The following is a 22628-nucleotide window of genomic DNA, read 5'->3' as shown; positions in this document are numbered from 1 at the left end:
CCTCCCGCGTCGCGCAGCAATGTGAGAGAGGGGGAAGACGCGCAGCGGCTCAGGGGGTGCTTCATGTGGCCCTTTTCTGGCGCAGCACCAGCACCGTGAACAGCGGCACGCCCACCAGCGCGGTGATGATGCCGATGGGCAGCACCACGCCGGGCACCAGCGCCTTGCTGAGGATGGACGCGAGCGACAGCATCAGCGCCCCCGCCAGCGCGCTGCCGGGCAGGTAGTAGCGGTGGTCCTCGCCCAGCAGCATGCGCGCGATGTGCGGCCCCACCAGGCCCACGAAGCCGATGGTGCCCACGAACGACAGGGCGGTGGCCGCCAGCAGGCTCACGCGCAGCAGCGTGACCAGGCGCAGCCGCTCCACCCCGATGCCGAAGCTGCGCGCCTGGTCCTCGCCCGCGCGCAGCGCCGTGAGGGCCCAGGCCTGGCGCGCCGACCAGAGCATGCACAGCGCGAGCACGGTGCCCACGATGCCGATCTTGGTCCAGGTGGCGCGGCCCAGGCTGCCCATGGTCCAGAACACGATCTGCTGCAGCGCGTTGCTGTCGGCGATGAACTGCAGCAGCCACAGCAGGGCCTCGAAGCTGAACAGCAGCGCGATGCCGAACAGCACCACGGTGTCCACCGTGGCGCCCTGGCGCCAGGCCAGCAACTGGATCAGCGCCGTGGCGCTGGCCGCGCCCGCGAAGGCGCACAGCGGCACGGCCAGGTTCTCGCCCCAGGCCACGAGCGTGAAGCCCGTGACCACGGCGGCCGAAGCGCCCACGGCCGCCGCCGCCGACACCCCGAGCGTGAACGGGCTGGCCAGCGGGTTGTTGAGCGCGGTCTGCATCTCGGCCCCCGCCAGGCCCAGGCTGGCGCCCACCAGCACGGCCATCACCGCGTAGGGCAGGCGCACTTCCCACAGGATGACCTGCTGCGCCTGCGGCAGGCTGGCGGGGGCGAACAGGCCCCGCAGCACGTCGGCGAACGCGAAGGTGGAGGGGCCGAGCGCGATGTCGGCCACCACGCTGGCGCACAGCACGGCGAGCAGGGCGGCCAGCAGCAGCAGGCGCAGGCGCACGAAGTGCTGGTAGCGCCGCGCCAGCGAACCAGCGCGGGCCGCGTCCAGGGGCTGCGGCAAGGGAGACGGGGCGGCGGGGTTCAACGAAGGCAGTTCCGGGGCAGGGCGTGTGGGGTGCGAGAGGGTTCCATGGCGCGGGGCGGCGGTTTTCAGCGGGGCTGCTGGGCCCATGCCAGGGCGTCGATGAGCCCCGGCGCCATGGCGCCGCCATGGTCCAGGCCGGGCAATATGCCCATGTGAACGCGCAGTTCGGGCCAGTGCAAGGCCTCCAGCTGGTCCGCCAGCGCCTGCGTGCGTTCGATCATGCGGCGTTCGTGCTGCACGGCGGCGCGCGCCGCGGTGGGAGCGGCCCGGGGCTGCTCCAGGCTGCCCACGCGCAGCTGCAGCCGGGCCCGGAAGGGGCGCGGCGCCGTCGCGTGCGCCTGCATGAACTGCGATGCCGTCTGCAGCACCTGCGCGCCGTTCCACCACACCGACGGGCTGGTGGCCGCATACCGGGTGAACAGCGCGGGGCGCGTGAACAGCGCGTGCAGCACCAGCAGGCCGCCGAACGAGTGCCCGCTCAGCGCCTGGCGCTGCGGGTCGATGGCAAACGCCCGCGCCACGCGCGGCTGCAGCTCGCGCGCGATGAAGTCGAGCAGGATGTCCGCGCCGCCGGCCTCGGGCGTGGCCGAGCCGCCGGGCGCGGGCGGCGTGTAGTCGCGCTGGCGTTGCGCGGGGTGGACCACGGCATCGCCGGGGTGGCCGATGCCCACGACGATGGCGCTGTCCGCGCGCATCTGCGCGGGGCGCGCGGCCTCATTGCGGGCCAGCTGGGCCGCGAGCGCAAAGGCGGCATTGCCGTCGAGCACATACAGCACGGGGTGTCCGGTGGCGGGCGCGGGGCCGGCGGGCTGCTGCACCCAGATGCGCCAGACGCGGCCGCTCGCCGGGTCGCGCAGGTCCAGCTGGTGCGTGTCCGGCAGCCGCGCGGGGCCCGCCTGCAGCAGGGACGCCTCTGGCGCGCCGCTGGCGCAGCCCGCCAGCCACAGGCTGGCACCAGAGGCCAGCAGCGCGCGGCGGCGGGTGTCGCGGGGCATGGGCATGGAGCGCATCAGAGGCTGGTCCAGTACACGCCCGTCAGCGGGATGGGCTGGAAGCGGGTGAACATCGTCTGCAGGGTGTCGCGCGGGTCCAGGTCGGCAAACAGCTCGGGGTGCAGCCATTTGGCGAACACCTGCACCGCCACGACGTTGAAGGGCGAGTTGTAGTAGTGGTGCCAGATGGCATGCGCGCGGCCGGGCTGCTGCACGGCCTGCAGCTGGGCGATGCCCCGGCGCTGCGTGGCGCGCGCCAGCGAGGCGCGGGCGGCCTCGGGCGTGGCGTCGGCGCCCAGCACGATGCGCAGGGGGGATTTCTCGGCCGTGGCCATGCTGCCGATGCCGGTGCCGATGTACAGCTGGGGCTGCGTGGCGATCAGGAATTCGGGGTTGAGCGTGCCGTGCTCGCCCGGAATGCGACCGCGCGCCACATTCTGGGCCCCGGCGGCATCCAGCAGCACGCCCACCAGGCCGACCATGGTGGCGCAGCATTCATCGGCCAGGCCCACGCGGTTCTCCAGGAACACGCCGGGGTGCCGCGTGCCGGCCGGCAGGGTGCGCAGGCGGGCTTCCACGCGGTCGAGCTGGGCCCGCCAATAGGTGTTGAACGCCTGGGCCTCCTGGCGCTTGCCCAGCACGGCGCCCAGCAGCTCCATGCTGCGCGTCGTGTTGCGGAGCGGGTCGTGGCGGAAGTCGACGAACACCACGGCCACGCCGGCCGCCTCCAGGCGGGCCAGCGTTTCGCGGTCGTTCTTGCTCGGGCCGTGGCCACCCGCCAGCCCCAGGATGGCGACCTGCGGACGCAGCGCGATGGCCTGTTCGTCGCTGAAGCTGCCGCTGCTGTTGCGGCCCACGCGCGGCACCTTGTCGATCTGCGGGAAACGGCCGCGCCACTGCGCATAGCCGGCGGCATCCAGCGTCTCGTAGTCGCCCATCATGCCCACCAGGCGGCGGGCCACGTCGTCGCGCTCGAACACGCCCAGCGCGGGCAGCAGCCGGCCTTCGCCCAGCAGGATGCGCTCCACCTTGGCCGGCAGGGTGACGGCGCGGCCCGCCAGGTCGGTCACGGTCTGCGTGCCCCCCTGCGCGCGCGCGGGCGAGGCACCCAGGACCAGGGCGCAGAGCAGGGCCGCCAGTGGCGCCCAGGGGCAAAAACGGATCAGGGGCATGGGAGGGACGGTGTGCGGGCGGCCATCGGCGGCGGCCGGTTCAATGGCCAATATTGAGAATCATTTGCATTTATTATGCCGACTTGCTAGCATCCCATGCCCCGGTGCCCGCCGTGTTTGCCAAGCGGAGAAAAACCTTTGCGCAAACGCCAGGCCCCGGGTTCCACGCGCCGTGGTGCATTGCCGTCCGCTGACCCTGCCGCTTTTTCGCCGTCACACCTGCCTGCCCATGTCTGTCGTCAGCCCCTTGAAAGTGCTGTCCGCCGCGCCCGCGTCGGACGGCATGCAGGCGTCGCTGCAGCGCCATCTGCAGCGCCTGCGCGTGCTGCGTCCGGGCCTGCACCTGCACGCGGACGATGCGGCCGATGCGCAGGATTTCACGGCCAGCGGCGAGATGGAGACGGGCCTGCGCATCGTGGTGCTGCTGGAGGGCTCGGTGGACGTGAGCTATGGGCCGCGCCGCGTGGCGCTGTCGAGCGCGGCGGACCACGCCCGCCAGTCCCACGATGCAGGCCTGGCCAGCCTGCCGCGCGCCCTGCTGGTGTCGGTGGCGGAGCCGGAGCGCTTCGAGCGCCGCGCCCGCAAGGGCGCGTATGCGCGCCGGGTGAGCGTGGGCCTGGGCGGCGAATGGCTGGAGCAGGTGGCCGGCCCGTCGGCCTCCGGCGCCATCGAGGCCTTCCGCCGCCAACACCTGGCCATGCACCACTGGCAGCCCTCGGCGCGCATCGCCGCCCTGGCCGAGCAGATCACCCATGCGCCGGACCTGAGCCCCCTGCTGCTGCACCTGTACCTGGAGAGCCGCGCGCTGGAGCTGGTGGGCGAGGCGCTGGGCAGCCTGGCGCAGCACGCCCCCGGGCCCGCGCCCGCGCCGGCACCTGCTCCCGCGCCCACCGGGCTGCGGCTGCTGCCCCACGAGCACCGGCGCATGCGGGCGCTGCATGCCTTCCTGCAGACCGAAGGGGCCATGGACCTGTCGCTCGATGCCCTGGCGCGCCAGGCCGGCACCAACGCGAACACGCTGCAGCGGCACTTTCGGGCGGTGTACGGCACGACGGTGTTCGACTTCGTGCGCGAAAGCCGCCTGCAGCGCGCCCGCAAGGCCCTGGAGCAGGAGGGCCTGACCGTGGGCCAGGCGGCGCTGGTGGCGGGCTACAACAGCGCCGCCAACTTCGCCACGGCCTACCGCAAGCGCTTTGGCATGCCCCCCAAGCTGGCGCGAGTGAGGGTCTGAAGCCCGCCGGGCCGCCTCGCGGCTCCCCCGGTCCTGGCAAGGCCCGTTCCACGGCGGCCCTGGCGGGGCCGCGGCAAACGTCTTTGTTGGGCGTGCAAACACAGGGCGGCGGGCTGCGTGAAATCATCGCTCCCATGCCGGGTGGAACCAGCCGGCACGCCTTGCAACACGTTCCGGGCACCGCGCCTGGATGGCTTCCTCGCGGAGCCACTGCGCGCCCTGAGTGAAATCGCATTCATTCCTGTTTGCAATCCGTTGGCGAGGCGGACTCCCTTCTCCTTCGTTTTTGATTCAGGACTTCTATGCAGACTCGCCGCCCATCCCCGGGTATCCCCCGGGCACATCCTTTTGCCTTGCGCCAGGTCGCCCAGGCCTGCGCGTGGACCTTGCTGGCGGGTGCCGGCGCGGCCCTGGCGCAGCAGAACGCGCCCGCCCCGTCCGCCACGCTGCTGCGGGAAGTCACGGTGAATGCGGCCGCCGAGACTCCCGACAGCCTGCCAGCCGCGGCCCCGGGCGGCCAGGTCGCCAGGGGCACGCGGCTGGGCGTGCTCGGCAACGTGGGGGTCATGGACACGCCGTTCAACATGACGGGCTACACCGCCGAAGGCATCGCCGACCAGCAGGCGCAGACCGTGGGCGCGGTGCTCAAGAACGACCCTTCGGTGCGCACCACCACCAACGAAGGCCACATCGTCGAGAACTTCATCATCCGGGGCTTCGGCGTGGGCGCCGGCTCGCTGGCCATCAACGGTGCCTATGGCCTGGCGCCCGAGCAGAACACGCCCACCGAGATGTTCGAGCGCGTGGAGGTGCTCAAGGGCCCCGGCGCCATGATGATGGGCCTGCCCCCCGCGGGCGACGTGGGCGGCGCGATCAACCTCGTGCCCAAGCGCGCGGGCAAGGAGCCGCTCACGCGCGTGACCACCACCTATTCGTCCCAATCCAACGTGGGCGCGCACGCCGACGTGTCGCGCCGCTTCGGCGGGGAACAGCGCCTGGGCGTGCGCGTCAATGGCGTGCTGTCGGGCGGCGAGACCTGGCTCGACCACCAGACCAAGGCGCGCGAGATCGGCCACCTGGCGCTGGACTACCAGGGCGAGGGCTGGAACGTGGAGGCCGATGCCTATTCGCTCAGGAACAAGGTGCGCAAGGGCTCGCCCATGCAGCCCATCATCGCGGGCTGGACCACGGTGCCCAAGGCGCCCGACGGCTCCACCAACTTCTTCTACGGCGAGGGCGTGTACAGCAACACGCAGACCCAGGGCCTCATCGTGCGCGGCCAGGCGAAGATCAACGCGGGCTGGACGGCGTTTGCCTCGGCGGGCAAGGCCGAGCATTCCTACGACGGCTTCATCTTCGGCACCCGCCCGGTGTGGACGGCGGCGAACGCGGCCTCGGGCAACGCCACGGGCACGGCCTACAACTCCTGGGGCGAGTACGGCACCACCACGGCCGAACTGGGCCTGCGCGGCCAGTTTGGCACCGGCGCCGTGGCGCACAGGCTGACCCTGGCCGCCAACGTGATGAATTACGAAGGCGGCAGCCGCGGCAACGGCACGGCGCCCATCAACAGCAACATCTACCACCCCACGCCCATCACCATGCCGGCCGGGGCGGCGGCATCGACCTACAGCAAGATGAACGATGACGCGATGACGGCGCTGAGCGCGGTCGACACGCTGTCGTTCGCCGACGACCAGGTGCAGCTCACCCTGGGCCTGCGCGCGCAGCGGGTGCACCAAAAGCTCAACAAGTACAAGGAGAGCGCCGTGACGCCGCTGGTGGGCGTGGTGGCCAAGCCCTGGGGCGAGACCGTTGCGCTGTACGGCAACTACGTGGAAGGACTGAGCGCGGGCACGACCGTGAAGGCGCCCTATGCCAACGAAGGCCAGACCTTCGCGCCGTACAAGAGCAAGCAGATGGAGGTCGGCGTGAAGTGGGTGAGCGGCAGCCTGACGCAGACCGTGAGCCTGTTCCAGATCAGCAAGCCCGCCCTGATCGAGCAAGACAACCGCCAGGTGCTCGACGGCGAGCAGCGCAACCGGGGCGTGGAGTGGAACGTGTTCGGGCAGTTGGCCCCGGCGCTTTCCCTGCTGGGCGGCGTGGCCTACACCGAGGCCGACCAGACCCGGACGAACAAGGGCATGAACCAGGGCCGCGCGCAGTTCGGCGTGCCCCGGCTCACCCTGAACCTGGGTGCCGACTGGGCGGTTCCCGGCGTGCAGGGCCTGTCGGTGAACGGCCGCGTGAACCACACCGGTTCGCAATGGCTCACGGGCGACAACAGCGTGAAGCTGCCGTCCTGGACCACCCTGGACGTGGGCGCCCGCTATGCCACGCGTCTTGGCGCGCAACCGGTGGTGCTGCGCGCCACGGTGACCAACCTCGCCAACCGCGCGTATTTCGAGAGCATCTGGGGCGCGGGCCGGGTGAACGTGGGCGCGCCGCGCGCCGTGCGCCTGTCGGCCTCGTTCGACTTCTGATCCTGGCGAAGGACGGCGCGAGCGAAGCAACCCCGCCACGGGGTCTGGCGTGTGTCCTGGTGGGCACGCCAGGCGCCTGTGGTGGGGCTGGTTATGCTATAAATATAGTAGCTATTGGCGCTTGATGGATAGGCGCTGACGGCCAAAAACATCCAAAACATCAAGACTTCCGTCGGCACGGCATGCAAGCCGGGCCACGGGCCGCGCGCCGCCGCGGGTCTGTCCAGCGGGGCTCAGGTCCCGCCCACGTAGGGATTGCTCTGGCGCTCCCGCCCGAACGTGCTCCCGGGCCCGTGGCCGGGAATGAACACCGTCTGATCTCCCATCGGCCACTGTTGTGACAACGTGAGGCCCAGGCTCCGAACCTCCGTGAACAGCAGGTCCAGGTTGCTCACGGGGTCCATCATGACGACCTGGTGGGGTGTTGCTGACAGAGATAGGCGGTTGCAAACAGGGATTGACGATCTCGCGGGGCCGCGCTGGAGCACCATCAGGATGCCGTGGATGCTTGGGGGCGTCGCATGGGCCCGTGCCCAGGCAAGCCGCCGGAGGATGTTGTGCCACGTCGGGCATGCCCGCACGCAGATTTTGATACGCACAGTCAATTTGTCTGAAACTCCCAGTCAATCTGGATATGGTTGACCCTCCTAGGATGCGATAGCTGGTCAGCGATGTTCGTCTCGCGCTCACTCCAGCCAGGAGGTACTGGCTTTCATTCGGCGCCTTCTCCCCCAAGACTCATTCAGGGAAGACGGTTCCAGTGAAGCCATTGCAAGCCCAGTGCACAGCGGTCTTATTTCGCATTCATCAGATCCGGCGTTCGCTGTCCCGGATTTACCAGACGCCTGGCTCCCGTTGCGGGGCCATGGCGATGATCCGCCGCTCCGTCCCGGGGGCGCTTTTGCGCTGCACCGTCGCGTTGGCCATGGTGCTGCTGTCAGGTGTTGTGCAGGCGCAGACCAACACCTGGGCTGGCAGCGGCAGCCTGGCTACCGCACGCAAAGCCCATACCGCAACGGTCCTGCCCGATGGCACCGTGCTGATTGCGGGGGGCTGGGCCTACAGCAGCAGCAACCTTGCCAGCACCGAGTTGCATGACCCGGTCGCAGGCACCTGGAGCGCCAAAGGAAATCTAAATGCTGGGCGCGCGTACCACACCGCCACCCTGCTGCCCAATGGCAAGGTGCTGGTTTCCGGTGGAGCAGGGAGCCGCGGCGCGCTTGCCGGCGCCGAACTCTACGACCTTGGCACAGGCAGTTGGAGTGCCACGGGCAGCATGTCCGGCGCACGTCTGTTCCACACCGCCACCCTGCTGGCCAATGGCAAAGTGCTTGTCGCGGGGAATGGCGCAGAGGTCTACGACCCGGCCACCGGCCAGTGGAGCACCACGGGCACCATGGTCACCACGCGCGACGCCCACACTGCCACGTTGTTGCCCAACGGCAAGGTACTCGTCGCGGGGGGGAACAACGCGGACGTTGGCTACCTTGCCACCGCTGAACTTTACGACCCGGTCACTGGCACATGGAGCGTCACAGGCACTATGACCACACCGCGTATCAGTCACACCGCCACCCTGCTGCCCAGTGGCAAAGTGCTAGTGGCTGGTGGGGGAGGCAACGGCGCACGCTCCAGTGCCGAGCTGTACGACCCGGCCACAGGCACGTGGAGCACCACTGGCAACCTGGCCAACAAGCGCAGTTCTCAAACCGCCACGTTGCTGCACAGCGGCAAAGTGCTTGTTGCCGGAGGAGATGGCAGCACTTACCTCGCTAGCGCTGAGCTCTACGACCCCGCTACCGGCACCTGGGACACTACCAGCAGCCTGGCCACCGGCCGGGTCAGCCACACGGCCTCCCTGCTGTCCAACGGTAGAGTGCTCGTTGTAGGCGGGTGGAATACTGGTGGCTACCTCGCAAGTGCCGAGCGATACGAAGTAGGCCCTGGCGCCTGGAGGGCTACCGGCAGCATGATTGGCGGGCGCAGTGTCCACACCTCCACTTTGCTGCGCAGTGGTGAAGTGCTCGTCACCGGCGGGTTCGGCGGTGGCGGGGGTTTTCTTGCAAGCGCTGAACGGTACAACCCCGCCACAGATAGCTGGAGCCCCACGGGCAGCATGATCACCGGGCGCACTTTTCACACCGCCACCGTGCTGCCCAGCGGCAAGGTACTGGTCACTTCAGGGGTCGCGAACGGCGGTGCGCTTGCCAGCGCAGAACTTTACGATCCCGTCGCTGGCACATGGAGTGCTGCCGGCACCCTCGCCGTCGCTCGCTACAACCGCACGGCCACTCTGCTGGCCAATGGCAAGGTGCTTGTCGTGGGAGGTGAGGGCACTGGCAGCGTCTTCACCAAAGGCGAGCTCTACGATCCCGAGACGAACCAGTGGAGTGTCACAGGCAACATGGCCGATGAGCACATTTATCACACGGCCTCCCTTCTGCCCAATGGCAAAGTGCTTGTCGCAGGTGGATACACCAGCGTCGGCATGCTCTCCAGCACTGAACTCTACGACCCCGCATCCAACGCCTGGAGCCCCGCGGGCGGCATGGCCACCTGGCGCTATTCCCACACGGCCACCCTGCTGCCCGACGGCAAGGTCATCGTCGCGGGGGGGCGGGGCGTCAGTGGCATGCCGGCCGATGCAGAACTCTACGACCCTGGCGCAAATACCTGGAGCGCCGCGGGCAGTCTGGTACGCACCCGCACAGGTCACACGGCCGCCCTGCTGCCCAGTGGCAAGGTCCTCCTCGCGGGCGGAAGCAGCGGCGATTTCGCCAGCTCTGAGCTCTACGACCCGGCCACCGCCACTTGGAGCGCCACGGGCAGCCTGAACACCGGGCGCGTCAACCACCGAGCCACCCTGCTCGCTGACGGCAGGGTCCTGGCTACAGGGGGCAGCGGCAGCTCTGACGCCAGCGTCGAGCTTTATGCAACTTCTGCCCCTGCAGTGCAGACATACAGCGCCATGGTGTCCGTTCTGGTGGGTGGCGGGCCGGGAGGAGGGGGGAGCGTGGGCACGGGTGTGGGGTCGGTAGCGATCAGCGGCGGCGCGCCAGGCTGCGCGCTCGATACCACTGCCACGGGGTTCAGCAGCGCGGTGCCTTCAGGCCTGCCAGCCAACGCCAGCACGCCCGCCGGGATGTTTCGCTTCCGCTCCACAGGCTGCGCGGGCAATACGCTGACGGTGCGAATCACCTACCCCCACGCGCTTCCTGCCGGGGTGCAGCTGATGAAGTATGGGCCTGCCAGCGCGGGGGCCGCCAGCAGCTGGTATCCAATGACCGGTGCAACGCTGAGTGCAGACCGGTTGACTGTGGCGTACGCGATCACCGACAACGGCATGGGCGATGGCAATACAGCCGATGCGGGGGTGATTGAAGACCCGTTCGCACCGGTGTTGCTGGCTGCGATCCCCGGCACGTCAGGCCCAGCTTCCATTCCCACCCTGAGCGAGTGGGGGCTGATCCTGTTGTCGCTGATGGCGGCTGGCCTGGGCATGCACCAGATGCGCCGTAGCAGCGCCTTCCGGTCCCGTGCCTGGGGGGCATAGGGCGAAATCGTAGACTTGCGTGGCGGGGCACGTCCCGAGAACTTCACGTCCTTGTCGACATGCTCGCTGCGCGCCGGCGCCGCCATGGCAGGCGTCACCAGGTAGTAGCCGTTGCGCCACTGCATCCTGGGCGAAGTCCGCTGGCAGCGAAACGGCCCAGGTCAGGTATTGCCCACGTAGGGATTGCTCTGGCGCTCCCGCCCGAACGTGCTCTCGGGGCCGTGGCCGGGAATGAACACCGTCTGATCTCCCATCGGCCACAGGCGCTGCGTGATGCTGTCGATGAGCTGCTGGTGGTTGCCCTGCGGGAAGTCCGTGCGGCCGATGCTGCCTGCGAACAGCACGTCGCCCACAAACGCGCGGTCGATCTGCGGCGCGTGGAACACCACATGCCCCGGCGTGTGCCCCGGGCAGTGGCGCACGTTCAGCGTCTCGTTGCCGATCTGCACCTGGTCGCCATCGTGCAGCCAGCGCGTGGGCGTGAAGTGCTGCGCGGGCGGAAAACCAAACATCGCGCTCTGCTGCGGCAGGCCGTCGATCCAGAACTGGTCGCCCGGGTGGGGGCCCACGATGGGCAGCGAAAGCCGCTCTGCCAGCTCGCCCGTGCCGCCCGCGTGGTCGATGTGGGCGTGGGTGAGCCAGATCTGTTCGAGCGTGAGGTCAAGGCGCCGGATTTCTGCCAGCAGCACATCCAGGTCACCGCCAGGGTCGATCACGGCGGCTTTGTGGGTGGCGTCGCACCAGACGAGGGAGCAGTTTTGCTGGAACGCAGTAACAGGGATGGTGAGGTAGCGGAGCATGGTGGGTGAGGGTGGTTGTGTGTATTTTGCGGTCCGGCGCATGGCGCAGGGTGGACGGGCCAGGCTCAAGCCCGCGCCAGCCGATCGACGAGGAAATCCACCAGCACGCGCACGCGCAGCGGCATGTGCCGGTTGGCGGGGTACAGCAGCGAAAACGGGCGGGAGGCGCCCGCGTGCGCGGGCAGTAGCTCTTGGAGCGCGCCGCTGCGCAGGTCGGCCTCCACAATGAACCGGTAGGTCTGCAGCAGCCCCGCGCCGGCACGCGCCAGGGTCACGGGGCCCAGGATGTCGTCGGCGCAGCGCAGGCGGCCTTGGGTGGGCACCTCCACATCGCGCCCGGCGGCGTCGCGCAGTATCCATGGCACCGCTTGGCCGCTGCTGGGCAGCACGAACTGGATGCACTCGTGCGCCGCCAGGTCGGCCGTTTCGTGCGGCGTGCCGCGACGCGCCAGGTACGCCGGGGCGGCGACCACCACCAGGGCGGCGTCCTCCAGCTTGCGCGCCACCAGCCCCGAGTCGATGGGCGCGCGACCGCGCACGGCCAGGTCAAAGCCTTCTTCGGTGAAGTCCACGTTGCGGTTGCTCAACTGCAGCTCCAGCTCCACGTCGGGGTAGGCCTGCGCAAATGCGGGCAGCAGGGGCAGGATGCGGCAGTGCCCGTAGGAGGTGGGCAGGCTGAAGCGCACGAGGCCTGCCGGGCTTTGCTGTTGGCCCGACAGCTCGCGTTCTGCCTCGGCCAGCTGCCCCAGCGCCTGGCGGCATTGCTCGTAGTAGCGCTTGCCGGCGTCGGTCAGCCGCACCTGGCGCGTGGTGCGCTGGAACAGGCGCACGCCCAGGCGCGCCTCCATGCGCGCCACCGATCGGCTCACGGCCGCCGCCGTCAGCCCGGCCGCCTGGGCGGCGGCCGTGAAGCTTTGCCACTGCGCGGTCAGGCAGAACAGCTCGATGCTGCCCAGCTTCAGGTCGTCGAATTGGCGCGCCATGTCTTGTTTATTACTTCATGTAATCAGTGAAATTCCCAGAACCTAGTTTATTGCTGTTTACATCGCCAATACCATCGCTTCACCTTTCCACCACACCCCCAGGGCCTCTCCATGAAGCTGTACTTTTCCCCCGCCGCCTGCTCCTTGTCGCCCCACATCCTGCTGCTGGAATGTGGCTTGCCGTTTGTGCTGGAGAAGGTCGATACCGCGCGCCACCAGACGGCCGACGGGCAGGATTTCCATGCGATCAACCCCAAAGGCCAGGTGCCCGTGCTGGAGCTGGACGACGGCTCCCGCCTCACCGAAGGCCCGGTCATTGCGCAATACATCGCCGACCAGGCCCAGGCCACGCAACTGATGCCGGCCGCCGGCACGCGGGCGCGCTACCGGGTCATGGAGTGGCAGAACTACGTCAGCACCGAGCTGCACAAGTCCTTCACGCCCCTGTTCCAGGCCGGGCTGGACGACAAGGCCAAGGCCGCGCTGGCCGCCCTGCTGCGCAAGAAGATGGAGTGGCTGGACGCGCAACTGCAGGACGGCAACTACCTGACGGGCGAGCACTTCACGGCGGCCGACGCCTATCTTTTTGTGGTGCTGGGCTGGGCCAAGTTCGTGAAGCTGGACATCAGCGACCTGGCCCATTTGCAGGCGTTCATGCGCCGTGTGGCCGCGCGCCCCGCGGTACAGGCCGCGATGCGGGCCGAAGGGTTGCTGGGCTGAGACGCCGTTCATTCATCCATCCACAAGGAACACGCCATGCCTTACATCAACATCAAAGTGACGCGCGAAGGTGTCAGCAGTGCGCAAAAGGCCGCACTGATCCAGGGTGCGACCGATTTGCTGGTGCGCGTTCTGAACAAGGAGCCCGCCACCACCTTTGTCGTGATCGACGAGGTCGAGACCGACAACTGGGGTGTGGCCGGTGAGACGGTGACCGTGCGGCGCCAGCGTGCCCGGGTGGCCGCCGCAGGGAATGCGCCATGAGTGACCCGCGCTTCGACGCAGTCGCCGCCGTGCTGCAGGAATATTTCGACGGCCTGTGCCACAGCGACACGCAGCGCCTGCGCCGCGTGTTCCACCCGCAGGCGGTCTATGCCTGCGCCACGGCGGAGCCTGCGGTGATCCTGCGCATGGAGGCGTATTTCCCCATCGTGGACCAGCGCCCCTCGCCTGCCAGCCGGGGCGAGACGGTGCAGGAGCGCATCCTGTCGATTGAATTCGCCGGACCGGTGACGGCCCTGGCCAAGGTCGAATGCGCCATCCTGCCCAAGCACTTCACTGACCTGCTGACCCTGATCCATGTGGACGGGCGCTGGCAGATCATTGCCAAGGTGTTTCACTACGAACTGGATCGCTGAGGCGGCGGTGCGTGCAAGCCGGTGGGCGAGTTCCTCCTTTCGGAAGGACTCATTTATTGATAGCTGCTAGCGCTTGCCAGATAAGCGCTAGAGCCCATTTTGGCTAAAAAACCGGCGGCAGGCACCACCGGCAGTGTGCCCGCATCACAGGTTGGTCGCCGCGACCACTTCCGACATGTCGGTCAGCCCCTGCAGCACCTTCTCGATGCCGTCCTGGCGCAGCGTCAGCATGCCCGCGGCCAGTGCCGAATGGCGGATGTCCGACGCGGGGGCGCGGTGGCGGATGTGCTGGCGAATGGTCTCGTCGCTCAGCATCAGCTCATGGATGCCCAGGCGGCCGTGGTAGCCATGGCCGTCGCATTGCGTGCAGCCCACATGGCGCCACAGGCGCAGCTCGCCCTGCGCTCCGCCGTGCTGCTGGCGCCAGCGCGCCACCTGTGCCGCGCGGGCCTCGGGGGTGTTGTGGGTGCCGCTGTCCAGGTACTGCGATGCCAGGCCCAGCAGCGTGTCGTGGTCGGCCACACGCGGCGCGCGGCAGGCTGTGCACAGGCGGCGCACCAGGCGCTGGGCCAGGATGGCGAGCAGCGAATCGGAGAAGTTGAACGGGTCCAGGCCCATCTCCAGCAGCCGCGCAATGCTCTCGGGCGCCGAGTTGGTGTGCAGGGTGGACAGCACCAGATGCCCCGTCAGCGAGGCCTCGATGGCGATGCGCGCGGTTTCCTCGTCGCGCATCTCGCCGATCATGATCACGTCCGGGTCGGCGCGCAGAAAGGTGCGCATGGCGGCGGCAAAGGTCCAGCCGATGCGCGGGTTCACCTGCACCTGGCGCAGCCCTTCCTGGGTGATCTCGATGGGGTCTTCGGCCGTCCAGATCTTGCGGCCGGCGGTGTTGATGTCGCGCACCACCGAGTGCAATGTGGTCGTCTTGCCGCAGCCCGTGGGGCCGCACACCAGCACCAGGCCATAGCTTTTCTGCACCACCGCCCGCAGGGCCTGCAGGTTGGGCGGGCTCAGGCCGATGTTCTCCAGAGGCAGCGGCTTGGCGCCCGCCAGCAGGCGCAGCACCACGTCCTCCAGCCCGCGCGAGGTGGGCACGGTGACCACGCGCAGCTCCACCGGCGGGCCGCCGAAGCGGGCGAAGTCGATCTTGCCGTCCTGGGGCTTGCGGTGCTCGGAGATGTCCATGCCCGCCATGATCTTGATGCGCGCCACCATCGCGAAGCGGTAGCGCGCTGGCAGCTCCAGGTGGGGCGTGAGGTCGCCGTCGATGCGCAGGCGGATGCGCACGTTCTGCGGGGCGGGCTCGGTCTCGATGTGGATGTCGGACGCGCGGTGGTGGATGGCTTCGTCGATCACCGAGTTGATGAGCCGCACCAGGGTGTTGTCCGACTCGCTGATCACGTCGGCCTGCTCGGAGTCCGTGTCCGGGACGGTGCTGCCCAGGTTGGCGGCCAGCTCGCGCGAGGTGGCGCGGGCGGCGGCGGTGGCGTCAGAGGCGCCGCCAGGCTGGGTGCGGTAGGCGCTGTGGATGGCGGGCATCAGCGTGCCTGGCGCGGCCTGCAGCGGAATGAGCCGGCGCTGCGTGAGAAACCGCAGTTCGTCCAGCAGCACGCGATCGAGCGGGTCGGCCATCAGCAGTACCAGCGCATCCTCGCGGGCGATCAGCGGCAGCACGGATTCACGTTCGGCCATCGCCCGGGGCACCAGGGCCAGGGCCGCCGCCTCGGGCGTGATGTCGCCGGGGTGCACGGTGTACTCGCCCAGCCACGCGGCAATGACCTGGCGCAACTGCTCCTGGGTCAGGACGCCATCCTCCACCAGGATCTGTCCGATCAGCCGGTGCTGCCCGCCGCTGCGCTCCTGCTGCTGGGTCTGCAGGCCGTCTTGCAGGGCCGAGGGTGACACCATGCCGGCATGGATCAGCGCCTCGCCCAGGTGCCGCGCTTTGCCGACGGTGGGGTGGGGAGTGGAGAGCTGCTTCCACAAGGATTCCGCGTTGACGGGGCGAAAACCATGGGGCGGGGGGGCGGTGGAGGCAGCGGTGTCGGGCATCAATGGTCAGAGGCGGGCATCGTCAAAGGCTGAAGTCATAGTCCACCGTGATGGGCGCGTGGTCCGAGAATTTCTCACCTTTGTAGATGGATTCAGCACGTGCCAGCGCCGCGATCGCGGGGGTGGCCAGGTGGTAATCCAGCCGCCAGCCCACGTTGTTGGCATACGCCTGCCCCCGGTTGCTCCACCACGTGTAGGCGGTGTCGGTGGCGGTAGGTTGTAACTGGCGGTAAACGTCTATGATGCCGCCGCCTTCATCAGTTGTGTGCAACAACTTTGTCATCCAGGCCCGTTCTTCGGGCAAAAAACCACTGTTTTTCTGGTTGCTGCGCCAGTTTTTGAGGTCGATTTGCTGGTGCGCAATGTTGATGTCGCCGCACAGGATGAAGTCGCGTTCGCCCTTGACTTTCATCAGATGGGGATGGAACTCGGCGAGGAAGCGGAACTTGGCCAGCTGGCGTTCCTCGCCGGACGAGCCGCTGGGAAAATAGGCGCTGATGATGGACAGCTTGCGGGCCGGCGTGTCAAAGCGCAGTTCCACGTAGCGGCCTTCTGTATCGAACTCTGGCGACCCATAGCCAATGACTACATCAGAGGGTTCATGCCGGGTATAGATGCCCACGCCGGAATAGCCCTTTTTCTGGGCAAAGTGGAAGTGGCCCTGCAGGCCGGCCAGGCGCTCGAAGCGGTTGGCCATGTTGGCCGCCTGGGCCTTCACTTCCTGCACGCAAATACAATCCGGCCGCGTGGCTGCCATCCAGCTTTCCACGCCTTTGCTGGTGGCCGAGCGGATGCCATTGAGATTGAGGCTGGTTAACTTGAACAAGGATTTCCCCATGGTGGATGTTGGCGCGCAAACCTCAGAGCAGGGCCAGCTCGCGCAGGATTTTGTACGGTTTGCCGTCGAATCAGGCGTGCTGCGGTTCGGTGAATTCAAGACCAAGGCGGGCCGCCTGAGTCCGTATTTCTTCAATGCGGGCCTGTTCGATGATGGCCGCAAGATCGGCCGGCTCGCGGAATTCTATGCAAAAGCCCTGCTGGCCAGCGGCATTGAATTCGACATGGTCTTCGGCCCCGCGTACAAGGGCATTCCCCTGGCGGCCACGGTCGCGGTGGAGCTGGCCCGGCTGGGGCGCAACGTGCCTTTTGCCTACAACCGCAAGGAGGCCAAGGACCACGGCGAGGGCGGCACGCTCGTGGGCGCCCCGCTCAAGGGGCGGGTGCTGATCGTGGACGACGTCATGTCGGCCGGGACCGCCGCCCGCGAATCGATCGCCATCATCCGCGCCGCGGGCGCCACGCCCCACGCGGTGGCCATAGCGCTGGACCGGCAGGAAAAAGCCACGGAGAATGGCCAGGATGTGGACCACAGCGCGGTGCAGTACGTTCGCGGGCAACTGGGCATGCAGGTGTGCGCGATTGCCCGACTGGCAGACTTATTGCTGTACCTCTCGCACAACGGGGAAGAGGGGATGCGCTCCCATCATGAGAAAGTGCTGGCCTACCGCCAGCGGTATGGCGTCAACGAAGGGTAGATGATTTGAGCAAGTCGGCGTGGATCATGGGCGGTGTTCTGCTGGTCACCCTGGGCGCCGAGCTGGCCTTGGCACAGCCCCAGGGTGCGCCCGGCAGCATCTATACCTGTGTGGACCGCAGTGGGCGCCGGCTGACGGCCGACCGGCCCATTCCCGAATGCCTGGACCGGGAGCAGCGCGAGCTGAGCCCCTCGGGCATCACGCGCCGACAGATCGGGCCGTCGCTCACCGAGCTGGAGCGTGCGGCCCAGGACGCCCAGAACCGCAAGGATGCCGAGGAGCGGGCCCGCGTGGTGGAGGAGCGCCGGCGCGAACGCGTGCTGGTGACGCGCTACCCCGACAAGGCGGCCCACGATGTGGAGCGCGCGGCCGCGATCCAGCTGGTGGACGATGTGACCGCCACCGCCGAAAAGCGCATTGCCGAGCTGAAAGCGGAGCGCAAGAAGCTGGATGTGGAAATGGAGTTCTACAAGAAGGACCCCAACAAGGCACCCATGACGCTGCGCCGCAAGATCGGTGAAGTCGATGACAGCGTTGCCGAGCAGCAGCGGTTCATTGCCGGCCAGGACCAGGAAAAGCGGCGCGTGCACGCGCGGTTCGATGCGGAACTGGCCCATCTGCGCAAGCTGTGGGACGCGCAGCGTGTGCCTCCCGCCATGGGCTCGGCCAGTGCCGTTCCCCCCGTTGGCGCACCGGCAGCGCGCGTGCCCTAGGGCGGGGCTGGGGAAGTAAAAACAAAAGGGGCCCTGCGGCCCCTTTGTTTTTTTACTGTGCCTTTGCCCCGCAGGGCAGGCTGGTCAGGCGTCAGCTGCCCAGCTTTGCGCGCAGCAGATCATTGACCTGCTGCGGGTTGGCCTTGCCCTTGCTGGCTTTCATGATCTGGCCGACCAGCGCATTGAACGCCTTGTCCTTGCCCGCGCGGAACTGGGCCACGTTGTCGGGGTTGGCGGCGATGACTTCGTCGATGATTTTCTCCAGCGCGCCGGAGTCGTTCATCTGCTTGAGGCCCTTGGATTCGATGGTGGCGTCCACGTCCGTCGATTCGCCCGTCCACAGCGCGTCAAATACCTGCCTGGCGGCGTTGTTGGAGACCGTGCCGTCGGCGATGCGTGCAATCAAGGCCGCCAGCTGCGATGCACCCACGGGCGCCTGCTCGATGCCTGATTCGCTGGTGTTCAGGCGGCGCGATACCTCGCCCATGATCCAGTTGCTGGCCAGCTTGGGCTGGCCGCAGGCCTTGGCCACGGCCTCGAAGTACGCCGCCATCGCCTTGCTCTGCGTGAGCGTCGTGGCGTCGTACTCGGGCAGGCCGTAGTCGGCCACGAAGCGCGCGGCCATGGTGCGGGGCAATTCGGCCATCAGCGCCCGCTGTTCCTGCACCCATTGCTCCGAAATGTGCAGCGGCGGCAGGTCCGGGTCGGGGAAGTAGCGGTAGTCCGCCGCGTCCTCCTTGGTCCGCATCGCACGCGTTTCGCCCGTGTCCGGGTCGAACAGCACGGTGGCCTGCTGGATGGCGTGGCCGTCCTCGATCTGGTCGATCTGCCAGCGGATCTCGTAGTCGATCGCCTGCTGCATGAACTTGAACGAGTTCAGGTTCTTGATCTCGCGGCGCGTGCCCAGCGGCCCGCCGGGCTTGCGCACGGACACGTTGGCGTCGCAGCGGAAGCTGCCCTCCTGCATGTTGCCGTCGCAGATGCCGATCCAGGTCACGATCTTGTGCAGCTCCTTGGCATAGGCCACGGCTTCGTCGGACGAGCGCATGTCGGGCTCGGTCACGATCTCCAGCAGGGGCGTTCCGGCGCGGTTCAGGTCGATGCCCGATTGGCCGATGAAGTCCTCGTGCAGCGATTTGCCCGCGTCTTCTTCGAGATGGGCGCGCACCAGGCGCACGGTCTTCTTCTCGTCGCCCAGGAAGAACTCCACCTCGCCGCCTTGCACCACCGGGATCTCGAACTGGCTGATCTGGTAGCCCTTGGGCAGGTCGGGATAGAAATAATTCTTGCGCGCAAAAATGCTCACGGGCGCAATGTGGGAGCCCAGGGCAAGTCCTAATTTGATAGCGCAGGCCACGGCTTCGCGGTTCATCACGGGCAGCGTGCCGGGCAGGGCCAGGTCCACTGCACAAGCCTGCGTGTTGGGCTCGGCGCCGAAGGCGGTAGGCGCGCGGCTGAAGATCTTGCTCTGCGTGGCAAGCTGGGTGTGGGTTTCGAAGCCGATGACGACTTCATAACCGTGGATCAATTTGCTGGTCGTCGTCATGTCACAGACCTCCGGGTTGGCGGAGGTGGAAATCGGTGGCTTGCTGCAGGCGGTGCGCAGCGTTCAGAAGGCGGGCTTCCTGGAAGTAGTTGCCGATGAGCTGCAGGCCCACCGGCATGCCGCCTTCGCCAAAGCCGGCGGGCACGCTCATGCCCGGCAGGCCGGCCAGCGAGCCGGGCAGGGTGAAGATGTCGGCCAGGTAGTCGGCCAGCGGGTCGTTGCCATGTTCGCCCAGCTTCCAGGCCACGGTGGGGGCCACGGGGCCGGCGATCACATCGCATTCCTTGAACGCGTTCTGGAAGTCGTCGGCGATCATGCGGCGGATCTTCTGCGCCTGCAGGTAGTAGGCGTCGTAGTAGCCGTGACTCAGCACGTAGGCGCCGATCATGATGCGGCGCTTGACCTCGTCGCCAAAACCTTCGGCGCGGGTCTTCTTGTACATGTCCACCAGGTCGGTGTAGTCCTTGGCGCGGTGGCCGAACTTCACGCCGTCAAAGCGGCTGAGGTTGGACGACGCCTCGGCGGGCGCGATGATGTAGTACACCGGGATGGACAGTTCGGTGCGCGGCAGGCTGATGGGCACGAGCCTGGCGCCGAGCTTTTCGCATTCCTTCAGGGCGCCGTCGACCGCGGCGCGCACGTCGGGCGCGAGGCCCTCGCCAAAGAACTCGGCGGGAATGCCGATGCGCAGGCCGTCGATGCTGCCGTTCAGGTGGGCGCTGAAGTTTTCGGCTGGCACATCGAGGCTGGTCGAATCGCGGTCCGGGTCGGGGCCGCACATGGCAGACAACAGCAGCGCGCAGTCTTCGGCGCTGCGGGCCATGGGGCCGGCCTGGTCCAGGCTGGAGGCGAATGCGATCATGCCGTAGCGGCTGGCGCGGCCATAGGTGGGCTTGATGCCGGTGATGCCACAGAACGATGCGGGCTGGCGGATGGAGCCGCCTGTGTCGGTGCCGGTGACGGCAGGGGCCAGGCGCGCGGCCACGGCCACGGCGCTGCCGCCCGACGAGCCGCCGGGGATGCGGTGGGTGTCCCAGGGGTTGCGCACGGGCGCGGGGGCGTCGAAGCCCACGGGCGCCACGGCCGAGTTTTCATTGGACGAACCCATCGCGAACTCGTCGCAGTTGAGCTTGCCCAGGGTGACGGCGCCCGCGTCGGCCAGGCGGGTGACCACGGTGGCGTCGAACGGAGACTGGTAGCCCGCCAGCATCCTGGAGCCTGCGGTGCTGGGGAAGTCGCGCGTGACGAAGATGTCCTTGTGGGCGATCGGCACGCCTTCCAGCGCGCCCGCCGTGCCGGCGGCAAGGCGGGCGTCAGCGGCCTGCGCCTGCGCCAGGGTGGCGTCTTCGTTCAGGGCCACGTAGGCGCCCAGGTTCTGGTGCGCCTTGGCGCGGGCCAGGAAATGCCGGGCGGCTTCGACGGCGGAGAATTGCTTGTTGCGCAGGCCGGCGGCCAGCTCGGAAACGCCCAGGTCGTGCAGGGCTTTGGTCGTTGTCGTGCTCATGCGCGCCTCACTCGATCACTTTGGGGACGAGGAACAGGCCACGCTCCACGGCGGGGGCGCTCTTCTGGTTGGCTTCGCGCTGGTTGGGCTCGCTGGCCACGTCCTCGCGCAGCCGCAGGGCCACGTCCTGGACGGCCGCGACGGGGTGCGCCAGGGGCGTGATGCCCGAGGTATCCACAGCCCGCATCTGTTCCACGATGTCAAAGAAGCCATTGAGCTGGGTCAGCATGCGCTCACTTTCAGAGGGGGTCAGCTCAAGCCGTGCCAAATTGGCGATGCGGCCGATGTCCTGGGGGGTCAGTGCCATAGGGAGGAGAATTGAGGGAAACCAGAAGTAAAGCTGTGATCCGGGCCGCGCCGGAGGGAGTTATTCACAGGGGATGGGGTATTATCCCGGCTTTGCCGCAATACCCTCCTACCTGCCGGTCATTGTGCGAAAAAAGCGATATTTGACCCCGTAAACCCGGCGATGGCAGGCCGACGTGCATGCCGTGCCTGAGAGGATTTTTGAATGTTCGGAGCTTTCCGTCGGTATTTCTCCACCGACCTTGCCATTGACCTTGGCACAGCCAACACCCTCATCTTCGCCCGCGACAAAGGCATTGTGCTCGACGAGCCCTCTGTCGTCGCCATCCGCCACGAAGGCGGGCCCCATGGCAAGAAAGTCATCCAGGCCGTAGGCCACGAGGCCAAGGCCATGCTGGGCAAGGTGCCCGGCAACATCGAAGCCATCCGCCCCATGAAGGACGGCGTGATCGCCGACTTCGTGATCACCGAGCAGATGATCAAGCAGTTCATCAAGATGGTGCACCCGCGCACGCTGTTCACCCCCAGCCCGCGCATCATCATCTGCGTGCCCTGCGGCTCCACCCAGGTCGAGCGGCGCGCCATCAAGGACGCGGCCGAAGCGGCCGGCGCCACGGCGGTGTACCTGATCGAGGAACCCATGGCCGCCGGCATCGGCGCGGGCCTGCCCGTCTCCGAAGCCTCGGGCTCCATGGTCGTGGACATCGGCGGCGGCACCACCGAGGTCGGCGTGATCTCGCTGGGCGGCATGGTCTACAAGGGCAGTGTGCGCGTGGGCGGCGACAAGTTCGACGAAGCCATCATCAGCTACATCCGCCGCAACTACGGCATGCTGATCGGCGAGCCCACCGCGGAAGCCATCAAGAAGAACATCGGCTCGGCCTTCCCCGGCTCCGAAGTGCGCGAGATGGAAGTCAAGGGCCGCAACCTGTCCGAAGGCGTGCCACGCAGCTTCACCATCTCCAGCAATGAAGTGCTCGAAGCCCTGACCGACCCGCTCAACCAGATCGTCTCCGCCGTGAAGAACGCGCTGGAACAAACCCCCCCTGAGCTGGGCGCCGACATCGCCGACCGCGGCATGATGCTGACGGGTGGCGGCGCGCTGCTGCGCGACCTGGACCGCCTGCTGGCCGAGGAAACCGGCCTGCCCGTGCTGGTGGCCGAAGATCCGCTGACCTGCGTGGTGCGCGGCTGCGGCATCGCGCTGGAGCGCATGGACCGCCTGGGCAGCATTTTCACGAGCGAGTAAG

General features: G+C 67.8%; 19 protein-coding genes and 1 pseudogene. 9 read left to right on the top strand and 11 right to left on the bottom strand.

The features are described 5' to 3' along the window. Nucleotides 1-61: 61 nt before the first annotated feature. From AC07PV_RS09200 to AC07PV_RS09190, 3 genes are all read right to left on the bottom strand, one after another. A complete protein-coding gene (locus AC07PV_RS09200; protein WP_494630037.1) occupies nt 62-1150 on the bottom strand; it encodes a FecCD family ABC transporter permease in 1089 nt (362 codons plus the stop codon). 65 nt (nt 1151-1215) lie between these two features. Continuing rightward, nucleotides 1216-2145: an alpha/beta hydrolase gene (locus AC07PV_RS09195; protein WP_494630036.1), complete on the bottom strand. Its 930-nt coding sequence runs from the start codon at nt 2143-2145 to the stop codon at nt 1216-1218. A 14-nt stretch (nt 2146-2159) separates the two neighbouring features. Beyond that, the gene (locus tag AC07PV_RS09190; RefSeq protein WP_492244727.1) at nt 2160-3314 is read right to left on the bottom strand and encodes an ABC transporter substrate-binding protein; all 1155 of its coding nucleotides are present in this window, start codon (nt 3312-3314) and stop codon (nt 2160-2162) included. A gap of 229 nt (nt 3315-3543) precedes the next feature. Between AC07PV_RS09190 and AC07PV_RS09185 the strand changes: the two genes are divergently transcribed. After that, nucleotides 3544-4545, top strand: coding sequence for a helix-turn-helix transcriptional regulator (locus AC07PV_RS09185; RefSeq protein WP_492808127.1), 1002 nt, complete (start codon nt 3544-3546; stop codon nt 4543-4545). Between the two features lie 353 nt (nt 4546-4898). After that, a complete protein-coding gene (locus AC07PV_RS09180) occupies nt 4899-7028 on the top strand; it encodes a TonB-dependent receptor (RefSeq protein ID WP_494630034.1) in 2130 nt (709 codons plus the stop codon). Between the two features lie 233 nt (nt 7029-7261). On the opposite strand, the pseudogene AC07PV_RS09175 reads toward AC07PV_RS09180, so the two are convergent. After that, nucleotides 7262-7360, bottom strand: a pseudogene (locus AC07PV_RS09175) (MBL fold metallo-hydrolase); the annotation flags it as partial. Nucleotides 7361-7893: 533 nt separating this feature from the next. Here AC07PV_RS09175 and AC07PV_RS09170 point away from each other — a divergent pair. Next, nucleotides 7894-10581 carry an IPTL-CTERM sorting domain-containing protein gene (locus tag AC07PV_RS09170; RefSeq protein WP_494630033.1) on the top strand — a complete coding sequence of 896 codons (2688 nt, stop codon included), beginning with the start codon at nt 7894-7896 and terminating at the stop codon, nt 10579-10581. Nucleotides 10582-10742: 161 nt separating this feature from the next. Here AC07PV_RS09170 and AC07PV_RS09165 read toward each other — a convergent pair whose 3' ends face one another. Further along, the gene (locus AC07PV_RS09165; protein WP_494630032.1) at nt 10743-11381 is read right to left on the bottom strand and encodes an MBL fold metallo-hydrolase; all 639 of its coding nucleotides are present in this window, start codon (nt 11379-11381) and stop codon (nt 10743-10745) included. Nucleotides 11382-11446: 65 nt separating this feature from the next. Then, nucleotides 11447-12364, bottom strand: coding sequence for a LysR family transcriptional regulator (locus AC07PV_RS09160; RefSeq protein ID WP_494630030.1), 918 nt, complete (start codon nt 12362-12364; stop codon nt 11447-11449). 111 nt (nt 12365-12475) lie between these two features. Here AC07PV_RS09160 and gstA point away from each other — a divergent pair, with 111 nt between their 5' ends. The 3 genes from gstA to AC07PV_RS09145 are packed head-to-tail and all read left to right on the top strand — an operon-like array spanning nt 12476 to nt 13722. Then, the gene (gstA, locus tag AC07PV_RS09155; RefSeq protein ID WP_218296661.1) at nt 12476-13084 is read left to right on the top strand and encodes a glutathione transferase GstA; all 609 of its coding nucleotides are present in this window, start codon (nt 12476-12478) and stop codon (nt 13082-13084) included. Nucleotides 13085-13120: 36 nt separating this feature from the next. Beyond that, a complete protein-coding gene (locus AC07PV_RS09150; protein ID WP_218339123.1) occupies nt 13121-13348 on the top strand; it encodes a tautomerase family protein in 228 nt (75 codons plus the stop codon). Next, complete coding sequence (locus tag AC07PV_RS09145; RefSeq protein WP_369641130.1) at nt 13345-13722, top strand: nuclear transport factor 2 family protein; 378 nt, start codon at nt 13345-13347, stop codon at nt 13720-13722. The genes AC07PV_RS09150 and AC07PV_RS09145 overlap by 4 nt, the downstream gene beginning before the upstream one ends. A 144-nt stretch (nt 13723-13866) precedes the next feature. Here AC07PV_RS09145 and AC07PV_RS09140 read toward each other — a convergent pair whose 3' ends face one another. Together AC07PV_RS09140 and AC07PV_RS09135 are read right to left on the bottom strand one after the other, a co-directional pair. Then, the gene (locus AC07PV_RS09140; protein WP_494630028.1) at nt 13867-15774 is read right to left on the bottom strand and encodes a GspE/PulE family protein; all 1908 of its coding nucleotides are present in this window, start codon (nt 15772-15774) and stop codon (nt 13867-13869) included. Nucleotides 15775-15796: 22 nt separating this feature from the next. Beyond that, a complete protein-coding gene (locus AC07PV_RS09135) occupies nt 15797-16600 on the bottom strand; it encodes an exodeoxyribonuclease III (RefSeq protein ID WP_494630027.1) in 804 nt (267 codons plus the stop codon). A 10-nt stretch (nt 16601-16610) separates the two neighbouring features. Between AC07PV_RS09135 and pyrE the strand changes: the two genes are divergently transcribed. Continuing rightward, nucleotides 16611-17309, top strand: coding sequence for an orotate phosphoribosyltransferase (gene pyrE, locus AC07PV_RS09130; protein ID WP_218296664.1), 699 nt, complete (start codon nt 16611-16613; stop codon nt 17307-17309). 5 nt (nt 17310-17314) lie between these two features. Continuing rightward, nucleotides 17315-18022 (top strand): DUF4124 domain-containing protein, encoded by a 708-nt coding sequence (locus AC07PV_RS09125; protein ID WP_218339121.1) that lies wholly within the window; start codon nt 17315-17317, stop codon nt 18020-18022. A gap of 91 nt (nt 18023-18113) precedes the next feature. Here the strand turns inward: AC07PV_RS09125 and gatB are convergent, their stop codons facing one another. From gatB to gatC, 3 genes are read right to left on the bottom strand one after another with little or no spacing between them, the layout of a single operon-like run. Beyond that, a complete protein-coding gene (gatB, locus tag AC07PV_RS09120; RefSeq protein ID WP_494630026.1) occupies nt 18114-19568 on the bottom strand; it encodes an Asp-tRNA(Asn)/Glu-tRNA(Gln) amidotransferase subunit GatB in 1455 nt (484 codons plus the stop codon). 1 nt (nt 19569) lies between these two features. Then, nucleotides 19570-21072, bottom strand: coding sequence for an Asp-tRNA(Asn)/Glu-tRNA(Gln) amidotransferase subunit GatA (gatA, locus tag AC07PV_RS09115; protein WP_494630024.1), 1503 nt, complete (start codon nt 21070-21072; stop codon nt 19570-19572). Nucleotides 21073-21079: 7 nt separating this feature from the next. Continuing rightward, the gene (gene gatC / locus AC07PV_RS09110; protein ID WP_218296668.1) at nt 21080-21379 is read right to left on the bottom strand and encodes an Asp-tRNA(Asn)/Glu-tRNA(Gln) amidotransferase subunit GatC; all 300 of its coding nucleotides are present in this window, start codon (nt 21377-21379) and stop codon (nt 21080-21082) included. Nucleotides 21380-21583: 204 nt separating this feature from the next. Between gatC and AC07PV_RS09105 the strand changes: the two genes are divergently transcribed. Then, nucleotides 21584-22627 (top strand): rod shape-determining protein, encoded by a 1044-nt coding sequence (locus tag AC07PV_RS09105; RefSeq protein WP_008907364.1) that lies wholly within the window; start codon nt 21584-21586, stop codon nt 22625-22627. Nucleotide 22628 lies beyond the last annotated feature (1 nt).

It is taken from the genome of Acidovorax sp. GW821-FHT09A11, from assembly GCF_059418365.1.
This window is presented reverse-complemented; position numbering and strand designations above follow the sequence as displayed.

Excerpts from the sequence above, each read along its gene's own strand:
- AC07PV_RS09195 (WP_494630036.1), bottom strand. The coding sequence starts at position 2,145 with ATGCCCCGCGACACCCGCCGCCGCGCGCTGCTGGCCTCTGGTGCCAGC.
- AC07PV_RS09190 (WP_492244727.1), bottom strand. The coding sequence starts at position 3,314 with ATGCCCCTGATCCGTTTTTGCCCCTGGGCGCCACTGGCGGCCCTGCTC.
- AC07PV_RS09185 (WP_492808127.1), top strand. The coding sequence starts at position 3,544 with ATGTCTGTCGTCAGCCCCTTGAAAGTGCTGTCCGCCGCGCCCGCGTCG.
- AC07PV_RS09170 (WP_494630033.1), top strand. The coding sequence starts at position 7,894 with ATGGCGATGATCCGCCGCTCCGTCCCGGGGGCGCTTTTGCGCTGCACC.
- AC07PV_RS09165 (WP_494630032.1), bottom strand. The coding sequence starts at position 11,381 with ATGCTCCGCTACCTCACCATCCCTGTTACTGCGTTCCAGCAAAACTGC.
- AC07PV_RS09160 (WP_494630030.1), bottom strand. The coding sequence starts at position 12,364 with ATGGCGCGCCAATTCGACGACCTGAAGCTGGGCAGCATCGAGCTGTTC.
- gstA (WP_218296661.1), top strand. The coding sequence starts at position 12,476 with ATGAAGCTGTACTTTTCCCCCGCCGCCTGCTCCTTGTCGCCCCACATC.
- AC07PV_RS09150 (WP_218339123.1), top strand. The coding sequence starts at position 13,121 with ATGCCTTACATCAACATCAAAGTGACGCGCGAAGGTGTCAGCAGTGCG.
- AC07PV_RS09145 (WP_369641130.1), top strand. The coding sequence starts at position 13,345 with ATGAGTGACCCGCGCTTCGACGCAGTCGCCGCCGTGCTGCAGGAATAT.
- AC07PV_RS09140 (WP_494630028.1), bottom strand. The coding sequence starts at position 15,774 with ATGCCCGACACCGCTGCCTCCACCGCCCCCCCGCCCCATGGTTTTCGC.
- pyrE (WP_218296664.1), top strand. The coding sequence starts at position 16,611 with ATGGTGGATGTTGGCGCGCAAACCTCAGAGCAGGGCCAGCTCGCGCAG.
- gatB (WP_494630026.1), bottom strand. The coding sequence starts at position 19,568 with ATGACGACGACCAGCAAATTGATCCACGGTTATGAAGTCGTCATCGGC.
- gatA (WP_494630024.1), bottom strand. The coding sequence starts at position 21,072 with ATGAGCACGACAACGACCAAAGCCCTGCACGACCTGGGCGTTTCCGAG.
- gatC (WP_218296668.1), bottom strand. The coding sequence starts at position 21,379 with ATGGCACTGACCCCCCAGGACATCGGCCGCATCGCCAATTTGGCACGG.
- AC07PV_RS09105 (WP_008907364.1), top strand. The coding sequence starts at position 21,584 with ATGTTCGGAGCTTTCCGTCGGTATTTCTCCACCGACCTTGCCATTGAC.